The organism is Lysinibacillus sp. BNK-21 (assembly GCF_048684915.1).
Taxonomy (GTDB): domain Bacteria; phylum Bacillota; class Bacilli; order Bacillales_A; family Planococcaceae; genus Lysinibacillus; species Lysinibacillus capsici.
Genome location: NZ_JBLQTS010000001.1, coordinates 2,439,285 through 2,453,997 on the forward strand (window position 1 = coordinate 2,439,285; position 14,713 = coordinate 2,453,997).

Consider the following 14,713-nt stretch of genomic DNA (forward strand, 5'->3'; position numbering starts at 1 on the left):
CTCCTCTTTTATTACCATATACTAAAAAAAGGCTTGTCTCAAGAACAAGCCTCTATACCTCTAACACACCATAATGAAATTTTGCAGTGATCCGTTCATGCTGCTGAAAGTCATAGGTCGCAAACCACTCTGAGCGAAAATGTGCCTTTAACACCACACGCTTTTTCGCTACACGCTTGGCTTCATAAACCCATTCATCGGTTAATGTGACATGCTCCCCTGCTAGCCGTAATGCCTGAAAATTATTGGCCTCTTCTATAACCTTCTCAAACATTGGGTCCATATAAACCACATCAAATGCGTTGTCTGGTAGGGTTTTTAAATAGCGAACAGCTTCAGACTGTATTACCTCGATGTGTTGCATACAGGCAGTTAACGGTAGCTCGGATGTATCATAGGCTTGCATCCCCTGTCTAACAATAAACGCTACATTTGGATTTGCTTCCAGTCCCACAACACGACCTGCTTCACCCACTGTATAAGCTGCTAACATGGCATCTGCCGCTAAACCTAACGTACAATCCAACACGGAATCCCCCAGTTGAAGCTGTGCCGCTTCCAAAAAAGGCTCTGCCTCACCACGGGCCACACGCTTTAATCGAAACGCCGCAGAATTGGGGTGAAAGAAAAACGGCTCCTGCGCCCCATAGGCGTAATACTCGAAGCGATTCTTCCCAGCGACCATCACATGTGCCTGCAACTCCTGCGAAATTTTGCGAACAGAGCGCTTGTTCCGTGGCTCAAACGCAGCACCTAATTCTTGACACGCAAAAGCAGCGAGCGCCATCGATACATCGTCTGGTCTGCCCGCTGTCGTCACAATCGTTTTTAGTTCTCGCATGTTTGCTCTAACACGCCAGTTAAATGAGAGACAATCTGCTCCACAGGGAATCCCTCAATTTGTTCACGTGGGATAAAGTAAGCCAACTCCCCATCCTTTAAAATCGCCATAGATGGTGAGCTAGGTGGCACATCCTCAAAATAACCACGCATCGCTGCAGTCGCCTCTGGATCCTGCCCCGCAAACACCGTCACAAGATGATCTGGCTTCACCGCTGCTATTGCCTCACGCGCCGCTGGACGAGCAAGCCCTGCCGCACAACCACAAACCGAGTTAATCACCACTAATGATGTTCCCTTTGTCTCCGCCATAAATTCATTCACCGCATCCGCAGTCGTTAGCTCCGTAAAACCAGCCTCCACAAGCTCCTCACGCATCGGCTTCACAACCTGCTTCATATATTCATCATAAGCGTTCATGCTTTTACCCTCTTTCCTATGTATTCGCAAACCTTATTATAGCAAGGTTTTGTGTGAATGTACAAAGACATGCTTTTTGCCTGATTTCGTAGGTTTTCGGGAGAAATGTGACTTTTTTGTGATTTTGGTGACTTTTTTGTGTAACGGATAGTGGTTTTATTCGGGGTCGTTACACACCTAAAAAATGGAACTAAATTGAATGTAACTGGATCATAGAGGAAAAATGACCAAGCTTAATAATAATTATATACCTGGTCGCTTCTATTTAATATTGATTTAAAGCACATTCAATTTCGGCTATCCAAGTTTTCCCGCCATAAACGACAAAAGTTGTTTCATTATCTTTCCTATCAAAAATCTTAATTCTCTGAGAGATAAGAAGATTTAAACCATTCTCGGCTCGATCTAAATCCTTTAAACTAATTTCCCAATATAAATTAGGATTAATGTTTAGAGCATGAGCACAAAAAATAAGGCGTTGATTGGTTAATAACAAGCGCCCTCCATCCGATTTAGTTGCACTATAATAAATGTTCGCCATTCCAGAGCGTATTGGTAGCTCATTCGTACCCATCTCAATTTCATGGAAAAAAATCTTTTTATAAGTTGGTTTAAATTCATTTAGATCATATTTAAATTGTTTCGAATCAGTGGTGATGATGTAACTCCCACAGTATTCACATGACTTATTGCTTGGGTTAAAAACTGCAGCACAGTTTGGACAATTCAAAGCTTTCACCATGCGTCATCTCTCCTATTATGGATTTATATAGAGTATACTTTGAAACCTAAAATATACCAAGAGTTTCTCAACAAAAAGAGTGGTTCTCTATAAAATAAAAACCACTTGATATATATACCATTTGATTTACAATTAAATAAAATTATAAAGGATGATGACATATGAAACTTACAGAAAAGGTAGAAGCAGTTATTAACGCTGCACAGGCTGCTAAAGATGGTGTTAGCGACATTAGCCGTATGGGATTAGGAGTAGCTGAAAAGCTTGATGAATACTATGATAATCACTTAGCAAAATAAAAAAAAACTTTTATAAATCACTTGATATATATCATGAGTATAGAAAGGAGGTTGACAAAGTGATTATGATAAGGTTCTAGCTTATCTAGTAGCTATCGCAACTGCTTAACTTACTAACAAGTTCCGCAAAAAACACTAGCGATATGAAGAATAAGCCAAAACAAAAGCGACGCCCTCTCGCAAAGGTAAACGTCGCTAAAAACTTACAGAAGGAGGTTAGCGCCTCCTTCCCTATAATCTTATCACATCCATTCAATTATGAAAAATATCGGATATGTGGCTGCTTTAGCATTTGCTTTGTATATCTTAACAGATATGGTCAATTGGAAAGAACCAAAGTTTTTTGATTACTCAATGATAGTCATTTATTCATTATGCTTAGTATTAGTGATTTTTAACATCGTTGTATATTTTAAAAAGAAAAGATACAGCTAAGGAACTTCATGTGATGAATATGATGAATAAACAAAAAGAACCAGGTACTCTATTTTATATGAGCGCCTGGTCTTTTTTGAGAAATTCTAATCGGAAAAATCCTTCTTTTCATTCTTATTCATTAAATATATTCCAGTGTCTGTTTGAATAACAAATTGATTTTTATATTTTAAAAACTCAAACGGTTTAGAATTCAGAGAGATATATTGTTCAATTTTCCCACTGTTTGGATTAAACGTTACAATTCGTTTATTTTCCATATCACAAATATATAATTTCTCATCGATATAAGAAATATATTCTGGGTAATTTAATCCTGTTAGCTCATTTTCACAATAAATTACATTGATTTCATTACTTATACCTTCAGACTTTCCTGGGAGTTCTTCATAAGGCATATAACGGTAGATTTTTTCTATTTCAAAACTCGGAAATTTATATTTTACAACAGAATTCAAAGTGGGAGATACGCCCCAGACTGCTTGTCCATCTGAACAAATTTTATACAATGTATCATAATAGTCAGAGGTTTCCAACAAAATATATTGAACAAGCTTATCATCCTCATTGAAGTGCAGTATGATATTATGAGGCCACAGAAGGCAAATCGTTTCATTTCTTATAGCACATGTCATAAAATTAGTAACATCAGAAAAAATATTGTGAGGTATGATATTAATATCATATTTATCCTCCCAATTTTCCCCAAATGTATTAATATAGTATTCACTAAGACTAATTAATTTTCTTTTTCCTTCTTCATTTATCCAACATTTCGCTATATTTTCGATGTATGAATAATTTGACTCCTCCAATTGACTAGATATATCATCCCATTTATCACCAAATTTACTTTCCACATACTCTTTTTTTGATATTTCCTTTAGATTTTCACCATTATATTGATAATAGTAAGTTTTATCCTCTTCTTCAGAAAAACTTACGAAAGATAGTGTATTTTCATTTTGTATAAGTGAATGTCCGTTCGAATGTAATTTTTTCATGAAATTTTTCATCCTCGCCTCTTAATCAATAATCAAATTAGCACCTGGTTTAGGCGTACTTACCGCACGAAAGAAAATATCAAAACTTTCTATTTGACCATCCTTACTCACAAAGCATCTTACCTCAGCTGGCTGGTTATTGATATTTGTCCAAATTTGATTATGCCCTTGTTTCAACTTTCCGTTGTCGTCATTTTTTGATATTATGTCAATCCCTCTGTCTACAATTTGCTGTCTATCTTTTCCTAATCTCAGTATACCTCCATCAAGATGCTTTTTTGAAAAAATATGAGCTTCTGTAGCTACAACATTTCTAGCAGTTTTTATTACCTTACCTGTTCTATTCATCGATGAAATATATTTCCCAGCTTGTAAAACCACTCTGAATATAGGACCTACCCAAAATTGTTGTACCGCTTCCTCACCATCACCAATTTTATCAATAGGAAGGGTATTATCTAATCCTTCGGGATATTCATAATTTTCATTGCCAGATCCTTCATTTATTTCTTGTGCAAAAGATATGCTTGGTAAAATCGTTGCGCATAATAAAAATGTAGATATTAGACTAATAATAAACTTTTTCAATATATTTACCCTCCATGAATTAATTGAATTTAATTTTCTGTTAATAAGCTGATTACTATAGTAAGCACACCCTCGAGTTATTATTATCCTATCATTGGAAACTTCCCCACTTCAATTGTTGAAACACGCCATTCTTCGGCGTAAAATTTACATTAAATTTACAATAACCGCCACATAACGCTATCAATCACGCCATATTTTGGCGGTATTTATGTAATAAGAAGGTCCAAAGTTACATTTATTTTAATTTCATCAGATTTTGTTTGACATTCTTATCTGATAGTATATTTTATTGTTTTTACAAAACCTTAACAATAATTACTATTAATTTCATTGTAATTTATTTGATTTTATGTTTGTGAAATAAAAAAGCCCATTACCAATTAAGGTAACAGGCCTTCGAATTACAAAAGAGTTAATATTATCTTTTTACTTCATACATTTTTGTTGTTTAACTTTCGTTGTTATAAACGAGTTTTAACCCTAAAAGATCGGCTAGCTCTTGTACTTGAAACGTGTGTCCTACCATCTATAATCACTGCTGGAATAGTTTTTGTATCACTAAGTATAACTTTCGCTTCTGTAATTTCAGCCCCTTTTACTTCCTCCAAGCCATTTAAAATGTCTAGCTTGAATTGTGCCTCGGAGATTCCCATACTCGCTAAATAAGAATACGGATCTCTATTGTTGTACCTTTTAAATTATCTGTATAATTCAGTTCTAATGCTGAACCTATCTGACGACAAAGGGCTATTACAAAAGGATCAAAAGAAGCGTTACCCACAACTTCTACTTCTAATCGGTCATCTTGAACATCAACTACAGCCGTCAATACTAATACGTCCTTTGGTACTTCGCATTCATAGCCAATATGTCGAGAAATAAGTTTATAATGGTCTTTAATCATTCGTCTTTTCTTCTCACGACTGTATTAACCTACGTTTTTAAGGTTTCTATACCTTTACGATTTGCTTCTTTAAATTCATCTAAAATCTTTGCCCATTTCTCCCAAGGAGATGCAAGGGCGTTTAAATGAAATCCACGTTTCTTTGCTTCAATATTTCGAGCAATCTTTTTCCCCAGATGTGATTTCCATTTAACTTCTGTATATAGATATTAAATAGTAAATATACGAGAATATTAGAAGTTAAAGGTACCTATTGCATCTCCCTACTCAATCGCTATTTGGCGAAAAAGAAAATAACCGCAATCACGTCTATCGAATTACAAGGATAGCTCAATCATCTATTTGATAATGGAACAGCCTATAATACGCTACGCGGTACTCATAATACAGCCAAAATGTTATTTGCCTATGCCAAAGAATCTGGATTGATTGAAATGAACCCTGTGGAAGCTAATTTTGTGCCGAAGAAGAAAATGACGTTAGAGGAAGCAAGCAGTGAGGACACAGCGAAGCTTTAACCAATGAACTGAAGGAATTTTTAAGTTACGTGGACAAACATCATAATATCATATATCGCACGCTAATCTACGCAATCGCTTTTACAGGAATGCGACCAGGCGAAGCTGTTGCCTTAAAGTATGAGGATGTGGACTTGGAGAAGAAGGTCATACACATCAACAAAACGGTGTATGCAAAGAAAAGTATAAGGGGTTACTTCGAGCTCACTCCACCCAAAACTGCAGGCAGCATCCGCTCCGTCGATATTGATGATATTGTAGTGGAGAAATTAAAGCAGCTTTACAAATGGCGCGAGTATCGAGAATGGGCTAAGTCCGACTTTGTTTTCGGCGATAAGGAGGGCATCCCCCCTATCGTCAAAATGCTCAACCAAACCGTCCGGCGCATCGGTGCACTCACCGACATCAACAAACAATTCCGCACCTACATCCTCCGGCATACACATATTAGTCTGTTGGCAGAGGCTGGGGTGGATTTGAACTTTATTATGAATCGGGTTGGACATAAGAATTCTGATCAACAACGAAGATTTATTTGCATGTTACATCTGGGATGCGCATGGCCGCTACTGAGAGGATGCATGATAAGTTTACTGAGTTGTTGGAAGTGTGAAGATAAAAATGGGGATACTAATTTCTTAAAGAGTATCTCCACATTTAAATTATTATGGTTTATTTATCTTTATTAGTGATAAATGATAAGAAATCAAATATATTATGTTTTTTAACAATTTTCTCTTCAACTATTTTAAGATATTTATGAATATAGATTTGAAATTTAATGCTATTTAAAATACATTTGCTAAATTTGTAAACTAAAAACTCATCGTTTTTTGAAAAATAAAACGTATCAAAGGATTCTTTTGTAATAAAAATACTTTGCAGTATTTCTGAAATTTCATTTTCATCCATTTGTTTAGAAAATTCTCTTTCTAAATCATAACAAACCTTATGACTAATCCCGAAAGTAAATAGTTCCAAATTGGAATTTTCGACTTTAAAATTATTGATTGCTTTTGCCAATAATGAAATTTCATCAATATCAAGTAAATTTTCTAAATAAAAAGCTTTTTTATGTATTCTATTTTCAATAAAATCCTTCTGATTATTAATAATATATCCTATATTTTGGTTAGCAGTACGTAACGCCCTATAAAATAACCCTTTATGTTTAAAATGAAATTCAATTTGCGTTTTTAAATTATCTTTATGAACAGCTTTTTTTGTAGTTCTTATTAATCCAGATGGGCTTAAAAAATAAAATGCTAGAACAATTATTAAAATTACTATTAGTGGTGAGGCTAAACTTATCCAAGTTTTCAACTCTTTGAATGTTGGTAAATTAATATTAAATATGTAACTAACTATCGGTATTTCATAAAATAATTGTAATATACATAATACTATTAATACGTTAAAAATATTAATAGGTAAGAACTTAATTAAATAAAATTTATAGTATTCTACATTTCCATTTATAAAGTATGTAGTTTCTTCATTTGTGTAATTCTTTACCTCTTTAGATGGGAAACCTTGAATAAATTTATTAAGTATATTTAATAAAAAAAGTTCTATTTTTATAGTTCTAATGAGATTTTTTAATTGTCTATTATTTAAGTAGTTCAGTTGTTTTCGATTTAAAAATTCTTTTAATTTATTTTGTACCTTTAGCATAACAACACTAATTTTTTTCAAAATAAGCAACATTATACCAACTGTTGCTAAATACATAATAATTCCATTTACAAGTATCATATTCTATCTCACTCGCTTCTTAAAGTGTTTAAATTAATTAGTAAAACCCATTTATTACATATATTATACTTTATTTTTAATGTTGCTCTAAATTTTTTTTAGACCTAAACTTTATTCAAAAAGAACTTAAGAATAAATGTTTACTTTCCGTGACTTTTTCTAAAAAACCAACCTCAAAAAACCCCTATAAACGTTGATATATCAAGACATAGAAAAAGCATGAACGCATACATTCATCATAAGCGTTCATGCTTTTACCCTCTTTCATATGTATTCGCAAAGAGGTTTTGTGTGAATGTACAAAGACATGCTTTTCGCCTGATTTCTTGGGTTTTTGGGGGGAATGTGACTTCGTGATTGCACAATTAGAACAATCAAAGCTTTCATTATGTTTCATCGCTTCTAGTATGTATTCATATAAAGTAATATTTAATTACTAAATATACCAATAATACAAAAGGAAAAAGCCCAGGCTCAAAATTATTGAATACCTGGGTTTATCACAAAATTATTTACTTTTGGACTTACTTATATTTCTTACATAATCCATTATGAGAAATACAACCATAGTGATAATACCGTACATTATCGTCTCTTTACTATCAAAATAGTAGTCCTCTTTATTATAAATAAACTTAGAAATGTTTATAATTATCGCACCGACTATAAAATAAATTAGAAAGTTCCTGATTAATTTCATATTTTATTTTTCCTTATTCACAATTAGAACTTCCTGGGAATAGTTTGTTCATCTTAGTAGAACAGCTTACTGAGATAACACTAAGATTTATTACTAAACCTGGAAGTGTTGCACCTGCAACTTTTTTAGGAAACTCTTTTAAAATTAATTTTGCAGCTTGTTTGAAATTAGATGCTCTAATTGCATCAACAATAATCGTTAATGATGTAGCAATACCAAAATAACTCGATAAACCTTCTTTAATACATTCATTTTCTGCTGCTCTAAATTCCATTGTTTCTCTTTTACCATGCCATTCACAAGCTACTGCAAATAGTGTAATTTGTGGTTCAGAAATTATATTAACGTCTTCAGAAGAAATTAGTAGGTTTTCTACTTCTAATCCCTCAATGATCGCCTCTTTCATAGAATTACCTTTTAATTCTGTCTCTATTATTTCTCTATCATAACCTACAATAACTTCTTTATTATTTTTTAAAACTGCTTTGTCAAAAATCAATTCAAGTGCTTCTGCTAAATCATTTTCTAATTTTTGTTCTTGATTCATACTTTCAACAGTACTAATTGCATACGAACTAGAGACCCCTGAAAAAAGTAACGTCATTGTGATCATTAAAATAGTCATTAATTTAAATTTTCTCATGAAATAAACTCCTATTGTAATCTATTTAGTAATAGTTGTTGAATTACTATAGTAAATATCCCTCGAGGTAATTTTATCCTAACATTCTTAACTTTTCTAAATCAACACTCAATCAACGCCATTTTTTTGGCGTTTATTATGTATATTTTGGCGTAATTTATAAATAAAAAACAAATCACGCCAAATCACGTCACTTATCCTTCCTTATTATTGGCGTACAAGGCATTACTTGTACATCTAAAGTAATATTTACTGTGAATTTTCTTCAAAAACCCTTGAAAACAATTTAAAGTTAGTTAGGTAAAACCATTCACATAATTGTCAAAATGAACAACTGTAAGTAGACAGGAATCAAGCCGTTCAAACGTTTCTGCTAACGGTATGCTTATAATATTTACATAAGCCATGCTTTTGCACCAAAATGCTTCAATCGGTCCGTATCAATACATTGACCAACACGCGACATGCTTTGTATCAAACTGGCTTTGTTTTCGCTTCGCTTAATTTACTTGGAGGTTCACTATATATGAATGGCTGATCGCCAAGCTGTGATGATTTTATTGCCGACTTTATGCTGAAAAAAGAGGGAATGATTAGTCAATGCCTCTTTTGAACGACACTATAAAAGGACACGTCCATAGACGCATCCCTTAGCTTGTAAATTTAGTTCTATTGGAAATTAAAAATCCATGTCATCGACCCAGTATTATTGTTAATATCTGTGTAATCAAATGTTATCTGAGCTTCTCCTGTACCAATCTTCTGCACATTTAAAAAAACATGTCCAGAAGGATTTGGACCCGTAATCGTTGCAGTGGCAATATTGTCATCATTACTTCTCGGATTACTGAAAATGACAGTTGAATTGTTTTCCCCTGTTATGGCAACCGTCAAATTTACATTAGTTGACATGGAATAAGGTCCACCAAATGTCCCCCCATCAACATATGGTGGTGAAATATTAACTCTTGGTGTATCTGGAATTGTTACCGTTACGGGTGCTGACTTGTAAGCTACTACTCTAGTGTTATTATCTACTATTTTATAGTTTACCGTTACATCACCAGCTGTAGCACCTCTTATAGCCCCTGTACTTTGCTGAATTGTTGCAGCTCCTGTACCATTTGTTACAGTCCAGATGATGGATTGTCCGATTCCTGGAGGCGTAAAATTAGTTGCTGCTGAGCCCCAGCCAATAACTGAATAAGGTGCTGGCACCATGGGTATTGCTGCTACTGCTGCTTGTGGATGAACTGTCACAGTTGTCGTACCTTTTTCAATTACTACGCCATTAGCATCCATTCCTACATACGTAATAACTGAGCTACCTGCACTTATAGCTGTTACTTGGCCAGTTGTAGCATTCACTATCGCTACACTTGTTGGTTCAGCTACAAAACTTTTGTTTGTTGCTGTTGCAGATAAACCTGCTCCTACTGAAGCTGTTATTACTTCATCCATTTGCAGTACTTGCGAATATGTTGGGCTTTTTGCTGTTGCCTCATCATATACAGTGAGACTCACAGAATTCATTTTACCATTACTACTTGTATACGAAATGATTGTGTTGCCTGGTGTGTGAGCAGTAATTTCACCTGTACTAGAATGAACTGTTGCAACACCTGTATTGCTTGATGACCACGTTATTGTGCCTGATTCGGTTGTTTCTGCTGTTCTACTAGTAGTTTCTCCCAGTTGTAAAACAGATGATGATGTTCCTACGCCAGTAATCGCTGCACCATTGCTATGGGTCACTGTGAAAGTAACTGAAGCCGTTTTTAGTCCATCTACCGTTGTTGCTGTTATGGTCACAGTACCTATACCAGTCGCTATTACTTTCCCCTGCCCGTTAACAGTTGCAACGTTCAGATCTGAGGAAGTCCATCTCACAAGTTTATTTGTCGCATTTGTGGGTACAACATTTACTGTTAATGTCTTTGTTTCACCAATTTTAAGATTTTCTATCACCTCATTCAATGTAATCCCGACTACAGGAATTACACTTGGTGTTGGTGATGGATCTGAGTCTGAGTCTGAGTTTGGTACTGGTTTTGGTTCTGGTTTTGGTTCTGGCTTTGGCTCTGGTTTTGGTTCTGGCTTTGGTTCTGGCTTTGGTTCTGGCTTTGGTTCTGGTTCTGGTGTTACTTTATCAATCTGCTTTAAAAATCGAGAAGCAACAAGGGCAACTTGTTGTCTTTCAGCTATTCCTTGTGGATTGAAACGATTTAATGTATCGCCTGTCATTAGGTTTGATGCTACTGCAAAACCTACCGCATCCCTTGCCCAAGCAGAAATTTTATGCTGGTCAGCAAAAGTAAGTTGTTCGCCAAGGCCATTAGTTTCACCACCTAATGCTCTAGCAAATAGAGTGGCCATTTCTTGACGTGTTAAACCTGAGCCAACGCCGAACTTCCCATCACCTATCCCATTTATTAATCCGGCTTTAACTGCTGCTTCGATAGCTGGATAAGCATAATGAGTTGTTGGAATATCGGTAAATGTTGGAGTACTTGGAGAGTTAGTTAGATTTAAATCCAGTGCTTTCGCTAAAATCATAGCAAAATCTTGTCTTGTAATTGCTGATGATGGTCTAAATTCACCATCTGGATAACCATTTATAATGCCTTTTTCCACTAACTCGTTGATAGCATTTTTTGCATAGGAATTCTCAATATCAGAGAAATCAACTGCAGCAAAGGTGACTGTATTTACTGAAAGAAATGAAACGACAAAACTTGATAAAAATACTATACTAATTATAATATTTTTCAAAATAACACTCCTTAGTTTAGTTTGGAATAAGTATCTTTCATCTTCAATTATTAATTTTATAGCCATTTAATGTCGTTTCTATTAACAAACGTTAATAGTACTGTTAATTATTAACAGCATAGAATTATTCGTTGCTTGTGCAGCGACTTCTCATTTTACTTAGAACTCTATCATCACAAATTACTTGTTAAATTGTATCCCTCCTATCAACAAACTCATCTAGTTTTAACAGGTCTTCTACAATAAATATTCTTTACCTATTACTTTTTTTCCTTCTGTAATTCAATCCATCCATTAAATATATATTAATTACAAAATAAACAGTAATTAACGCTTACTTTCATATTCAATATATGCTTCTTCGGCAGTGGTAGATATGATAGCTTATATCCAACTGACTTAATACTGTGTTCTTGCTAGTATGTCTCAACGTTTTTTCAATGCTTACAGGTGCCATCATCTGGTATGATTAAACCTGAAAATCAATTACTAAAAAAAGTAAATATACTAAATCTTTTCAAATTCAGTACGATAAGAACTATGGAACTAAAAATGTGAATGGGAAGGTGACAATTTATCATGATGACGACAAAATTTTCTACTATGCAATATTTAATGTCACGTAGATCCTCGTCTAAGTATTATGGGTTGACGCGACAAATGAACAAGGAAGTTAAAGCTACATCAAAAGAGGATCAAGAAAAGATAAATAAAATAATTGAAGAAAGTAAAACTTCTAAACTATCTAGCAAACAAATTGATACGTTAAAAAGCGCTGTAAAGCAAGGGTTATTAGGATCTAGTTCTAATCATTTAAGCCCATTAGGTATGTATAACTATAAAAAATCAATCACAAGTTCGAATTCAAACTTACATTCAACTTTGAGAGCTTATCGAAACTCTATCTAGTTTTTAAACACCCTTTAAACCTATTAGAGGGTGTTTTGTCTTGTAAGACAGGTTTCATATCATGGTATTCAATTAACCAAAGTCGAACATCATGTATGCTTTTAAATCCTTATCCCTTTTAAACGTCCACTATATAAAAAGGATCACTTTCTTATCAGTGACCCTTTCAACGATTATTTAAAATTCTGTGGTTTTACCACTTTAAATGAAGCGACTTCCCCGCAGTTTTTACAAAAAGTCATTTGGAGTGGTGACCCTACCGCCATGATTGCGCCAATAGGTCTTATATTGCCCTGGCTTGTAGTACCTCCCACCTGTCCAGTCGTAAATTTATCTCGACCACAAGCCTTGCACACTAATTTTTCATTCTCCATCTTATCACCTCATTTTATGTAATTTATGTAAATTATAACATATAAATATCTAGTATGTGCGATGAGGGAGTCTACCCACAAACCTATAAAATATCTAGGAAAATAATGAAGAAAATATTCTTATTATTCATTTTGTTATTGCTTGTAATGAAACAGTTAGACTGGAGGAAAAACATTTGCATTTCCTGATGAAATCCTAAAAATAATAATGATGGGACAAGGGGCAAATCGTGAGGTAAAGACGAACATTTGAACATGACATCGACAGAAAAAAAATGCCATGCAAATTTTAACTGAATCCTATCCAGATGAAGGGCCATTATATACTTTGGAAGTGATTTATGAAAATGTCTGGAAGGACTTGATCAATGTATGGTATTACGAAAATTAACAGTGGCTACTTCCCTTAAATCAAGACAAAGCTTTGAACGGACACATAGATTGAAAATATAGATACCCCCATTAGGAACCAACCATAAACTGTTCGCTGTTTTTGGAATTCTTGAATGCCTAGAGTGAACATGAAAAGGCCTAAGAACAATATCATGAGGTAATTCAATTGGAAATCACGTGTGATTAGTCCGTAAACTGCGAGAGATATGCCTGTGATGGAAAAAATAATTTTTAAACAATTTAACATAATTCTCCACCTCCCCTTTTAGTTTATCATACACTAAATAAAGGATATAGCTAACTAGAAAGACATTGGCATAACTATATTTCCATAGAAAAAGGCATATGCTCATCCGCAAATCGGACATATGCCTTTATTTCTTAAACTCTTAACGATCCACGGAAGCCTCTTGCTGCGTAGTAGGATTCTGCTCCATTGTGGTACATAAAGACCATGTCATAGCGACGATCGCAGAAGATAGCTCCGCCTAGTTTTCGAATGTTGTCAGGTGTTTGTACCCAGCTTGATGTTTTTAAATCGAACTTGCCAAGCTCCTGTAGTTGGCGATATTGCTCCTCTGTTAACAGCTCAATACCCATTTCCTTGGCTACGTCCATAGCCGTATTTTCAGGCTTGTGATTTTTTCTAGATTCCCATGCTTCGCGGTCATAACATAAACTTCTGCGACCTTTAGGACTTTCCGCAGAACAATCATAGAAAATGAACTCGTCCGTGTTTGCATCATAGCCTATTACATCTGGTTCACCGCCTGTTGCTTCCATTTCGTAGAGCGACCATAGTTTCTCCCTATTAGCCTCTAGCCTAGCTTGGACATTTGCCCAGTCAAGCCCTTCATGACGAGATGTATTTTTCTCGAAGCGAACTTGCAAAGTATTGATTAGTTCCTCGGTTTGCTCTTGTGATAATTCCTTCGTTGACATTGTTGTCTTCCCCCTCACTTATTTAAATGACAAGCCTTCTTCTTTCAATGATGATTTCATAATCGGTAAGGAGGCTGGTCCAATACCATGCAATTTTAAGATTTCCTTTTCCGTATACATAGATAGTTTTTCCAACGTATCAATACCTGCGTGTACTAATGCATTTCTTGCAGGTGAACTCAATTTGGAAAGGAAGCCACTGCTAGGTTTATTTTCCTGATCACAGGTAGGGCAGCTTGGACAATCTGTGCTTTTGTAAAATGGATGTCCTTTTTCACAAACTTTTAACCTTTTTTCTGCCAACCTCATCCCTCCAAAGCCTTTACTTTTGTCCATTTTACCATATTTCTTCAAAGGGATTGAAAAGGGACACTTTAATTTTTCATCAATTCACGCTCTATTGAAGTTGGTGCTACATTTACTGATTTAACAACTTCTATAGTTAACTTTAGCCAAATTCAATTACTCATCA

At 34.7% G+C, this 14,713-nt stretch carries 18 protein-coding genes; 4 read left to right on the forward strand and 14 right to left on the reverse strand.

Translation table 11 applies throughout. The features are described 5' to 3' along the window. Positions 1-52 precede the first annotated feature (52 nt). The 3 genes from ACMGGO_RS12400 to ACMGGO_RS12410 all read right to left on the reverse strand — a co-directional run bounded on the left by ACMGGO_RS12400 (position 53) and on the right by ACMGGO_RS12410 (position 2,002). Positions 53-841 (reverse strand): class I SAM-dependent methyltransferase, encoded by a 789-nt coding sequence (locus ACMGGO_RS12400; RefSeq protein WP_066037862.1) that lies wholly within the window; start codon positions 839-841, stop codon positions 53-55. Further along, positions 829-1,260 (reverse strand): BrxA/BrxB family bacilliredoxin, encoded by a 432-nt coding sequence (locus tag ACMGGO_RS12405; RefSeq protein WP_004228455.1) that lies wholly within the window; start codon positions 1,258-1,260, stop codon positions 829-831. The genes ACMGGO_RS12400 and ACMGGO_RS12405 overlap by 13 nt, the downstream gene beginning before the upstream one ends. Before the next feature lie 265 nt (positions 1,261-1,525). Next, positions 1,526-2,002, reverse strand: a complete 477-nt coding sequence (locus ACMGGO_RS12410; protein ID WP_066037861.1) for a hypothetical protein — start codon at positions 2,000-2,002, stop codon at positions 1,526-1,528. A gap of 161 nt (positions 2,003-2,163) precedes the next feature. Between ACMGGO_RS12410 and ACMGGO_RS12415 the strand changes: the two genes are divergently transcribed. Continuing rightward, the gene (locus ACMGGO_RS12415; RefSeq protein WP_175400763.1) at positions 2,164-2,301 is read left to right on the forward strand and encodes a hypothetical protein; all 138 of its coding nucleotides are present in this window, start codon (positions 2,164-2,166) and stop codon (positions 2,299-2,301) included. 521 nt (positions 2,302-2,822) lie between these two features. On the opposite strand, the gene ACMGGO_RS12420 is transcribed toward ACMGGO_RS12415, so the two are convergent. The 4 genes from ACMGGO_RS12420 to ACMGGO_RS12435 all read right to left on the reverse strand — a co-directional run bounded on the left by ACMGGO_RS12420 (position 2,823) and on the right by ACMGGO_RS12435 (position 5,411). After that, on the reverse strand, positions 2,823-3,740 hold the full coding sequence (locus ACMGGO_RS12420) for a hypothetical protein (RefSeq protein WP_139111243.1): 918 nt from the start codon (positions 3,738-3,740) through the stop codon (positions 2,823-2,825). A 21-nt stretch (positions 3,741-3,761) separates the two neighbouring features. Beyond that, complete coding sequence (locus ACMGGO_RS12425; RefSeq protein WP_066037859.1) at positions 3,762-4,328, reverse strand: hypothetical protein; 567 nt, start codon at positions 4,326-4,328, stop codon at positions 3,762-3,764. Between the two features lie 661 nt (positions 4,329-4,989). Beyond that, positions 4,990-5,235, reverse strand: coding sequence for a terminase gpA endonuclease subunit (locus tag ACMGGO_RS12430; RefSeq protein ID WP_066037857.1), 246 nt, complete (start codon positions 5,233-5,235; stop codon positions 4,990-4,992). Positions 5,236-5,264: 29 nt separating this feature from the next. After that, entirely contained in the window at positions 5,265-5,411 is a 147-nt protein-coding gene (locus tag ACMGGO_RS12435) for a terminase gpA endonuclease subunit (protein WP_139111245.1), read from the reverse strand. Positions 5,412-5,630: 219 nt separating this feature from the next. Here ACMGGO_RS12435 and ACMGGO_RS12440 point away from each other — a divergent pair, with 219 nt between their 5' ends. Beyond that, the gene (locus ACMGGO_RS12440) at positions 5,631-5,753 is read left to right on the forward strand and encodes a hypothetical protein (protein ID WP_256389913.1); all 123 of its coding nucleotides are present in this window, start codon (positions 5,631-5,633) and stop codon (positions 5,751-5,753) included. Between the two features lie 8 nt (positions 5,754-5,761). After that, positions 5,762-6,442, forward strand: a complete 681-nt coding sequence (locus ACMGGO_RS12445; RefSeq protein ID WP_083225386.1) for a site-specific integrase — start codon at positions 5,762-5,764, stop codon at positions 6,440-6,442. On the opposite strand, the gene ACMGGO_RS12450 is transcribed toward ACMGGO_RS12445, so the two are convergent. The 3 genes from ACMGGO_RS12450 to ACMGGO_RS12460 form a co-directional block, all read right to left on the reverse strand. After that, positions 6,426-7,484: a hypothetical protein gene (locus ACMGGO_RS12450; RefSeq protein ID WP_139111242.1), complete on the reverse strand. Its 1,059-nt coding sequence runs from the start codon at positions 7,482-7,484 to the stop codon at positions 6,426-6,428. The genes ACMGGO_RS12445 and ACMGGO_RS12450 overlap by 17 nt on opposite strands. Before the next feature lie 737 nt (positions 7,485-8,221). After that, a complete protein-coding gene (locus ACMGGO_RS12455; protein ID WP_066037853.1) occupies positions 8,222-8,851 on the reverse strand; it encodes a hypothetical protein in 630 nt (209 codons plus the stop codon). Between the two features lie 669 nt (positions 8,852-9,520). Then, positions 9,521-11,623 carry an Ig-like domain-containing protein gene (locus ACMGGO_RS12460; RefSeq protein ID WP_259951304.1) on the reverse strand — a complete coding sequence of 701 codons (2,103 nt, stop codon included), beginning with the start codon at positions 11,621-11,623 and terminating at the stop codon, positions 9,521-9,523. 660 nt (positions 11,624-12,283) lie between these two features. Between ACMGGO_RS12460 and ACMGGO_RS12465 the strand changes: the two genes are divergently transcribed. Beyond that, positions 12,284-12,532, forward strand: coding sequence for a hypothetical protein (locus ACMGGO_RS12465; RefSeq protein ID WP_254660047.1), 249 nt, complete (start codon positions 12,284-12,286; stop codon positions 12,530-12,532). 173 nt (positions 12,533-12,705) lie between these two features. Here ACMGGO_RS12465 and ACMGGO_RS12470 read toward each other — a convergent pair whose 3' ends face one another. The 4 genes from ACMGGO_RS12470 to ACMGGO_RS12485 form a co-directional block, all read right to left on the reverse strand. Then, positions 12,706-12,906 carry a hypothetical protein gene (locus ACMGGO_RS12470; protein ID WP_004228479.1) on the reverse strand — a complete coding sequence of 67 codons (201 nt, stop codon included), beginning with the start codon at positions 12,904-12,906 and terminating at the stop codon, positions 12,706-12,708. 406 nt (positions 12,907-13,312) lie between these two features. Continuing rightward, the gene (locus ACMGGO_RS12475) at positions 13,313-13,546 is read right to left on the reverse strand and encodes a DUF3953 domain-containing protein (protein WP_066037850.1); all 234 of its coding nucleotides are present in this window, start codon (positions 13,544-13,546) and stop codon (positions 13,313-13,315) included. 134 nt (positions 13,547-13,680) lie between these two features. Next, positions 13,681-14,241, reverse strand: a complete 561-nt coding sequence (locus tag ACMGGO_RS12480; protein WP_066037849.1) for a DUF4256 domain-containing protein — start codon at positions 14,239-14,241, stop codon at positions 13,681-13,683. Between the two features lie 18 nt (positions 14,242-14,259). After that, complete coding sequence (locus ACMGGO_RS12485) at positions 14,260-14,550, reverse strand: RNA polymerase alpha subunit C-terminal domain-containing protein (protein ID WP_066037872.1); 291 nt, start codon at positions 14,548-14,550, stop codon at positions 14,260-14,262. Between the last annotated feature and the right edge of the window lie 163 nt (positions 14,551-14,713).

Excerpts from the sequence above, each read along its gene's own strand:
- ACMGGO_RS12415 (WP_175400763.1), top strand. The coding sequence starts at position 2,164 with ATGAAACTTACAGAAAAGGTAGAAGCAGTTATTAACGCTGCACAGGCT.
- ACMGGO_RS12465 (WP_254660047.1), top strand. The coding sequence starts at position 12,284 with ATGAACAAGGAAGTTAAAGCTACATCAAAAGAGGATCAAGAAAAGATA.
- ACMGGO_RS12430 (WP_066037857.1), bottom strand. The coding sequence starts at position 5,235 with ATGATTAAAGACCATTATAAACTTATTTCTCGACATATTGGCTATGAA.
- ACMGGO_RS12485 (WP_066037872.1), bottom strand. The coding sequence starts at position 14,550 with ATGAGGTTGGCAGAAAAAAGGTTAAAAGTTTGTGAAAAAGGACATCCA.
- ACMGGO_RS12475 (WP_066037850.1), bottom strand. The coding sequence starts at position 13,546 with ATGTTAAATTGTTTAAAAATTATTTTTTCCATCACAGGCATATCTCTC.
- ACMGGO_RS12400 (WP_066037862.1), bottom strand. The coding sequence starts at position 841 with ATGCGAGAACTAAAAACGATTGTGACGACAGCGGGCAGACCAGACGAT.
- ACMGGO_RS12455 (WP_066037853.1), bottom strand. The coding sequence starts at position 8,851 with ATGAGAAAATTTAAATTAATGACTATTTTAATGATCACAATGACGTTA.
- ACMGGO_RS12410 (WP_066037861.1), bottom strand. The coding sequence starts at position 2,002 with ATGGTGAAAGCTTTGAATTGTCCAAACTGTGCTGCAGTTTTTAACCCA.
- ACMGGO_RS12440 (WP_256389913.1), top strand. The coding sequence starts at position 5,631 with ATGTTATTTGCCTATGCCAAAGAATCTGGATTGATTGAAATGAACCCT.
- ACMGGO_RS12420 (WP_139111243.1), bottom strand. The coding sequence starts at position 3,740 with ATGAAAAAATTACATTCGAACGGACATTCACTTATACAAAATGAAAAT.
- ACMGGO_RS12405 (WP_004228455.1), bottom strand. The coding sequence starts at position 1,260 with ATGAACGCTTATGATGAATATATGAAGCAGGTTGTGAAGCCGATGCGT.
- ACMGGO_RS12480 (WP_066037849.1), bottom strand. The coding sequence starts at position 14,241 with ATGTCAACGAAGGAATTATCACAAGAGCAAACCGAGGAACTAATCAAT.
- ACMGGO_RS12450 (WP_139111242.1), bottom strand. The coding sequence starts at position 7,484 with ATGTATTTAGCAACAGTTGGTATAATGTTGCTTATTTTGAAAAAAATT.
- ACMGGO_RS12470 (WP_004228479.1), bottom strand. The coding sequence starts at position 12,906 with ATGGAGAATGAAAAATTAGTGTGCAAGGCTTGTGGTCGAGATAAATTT.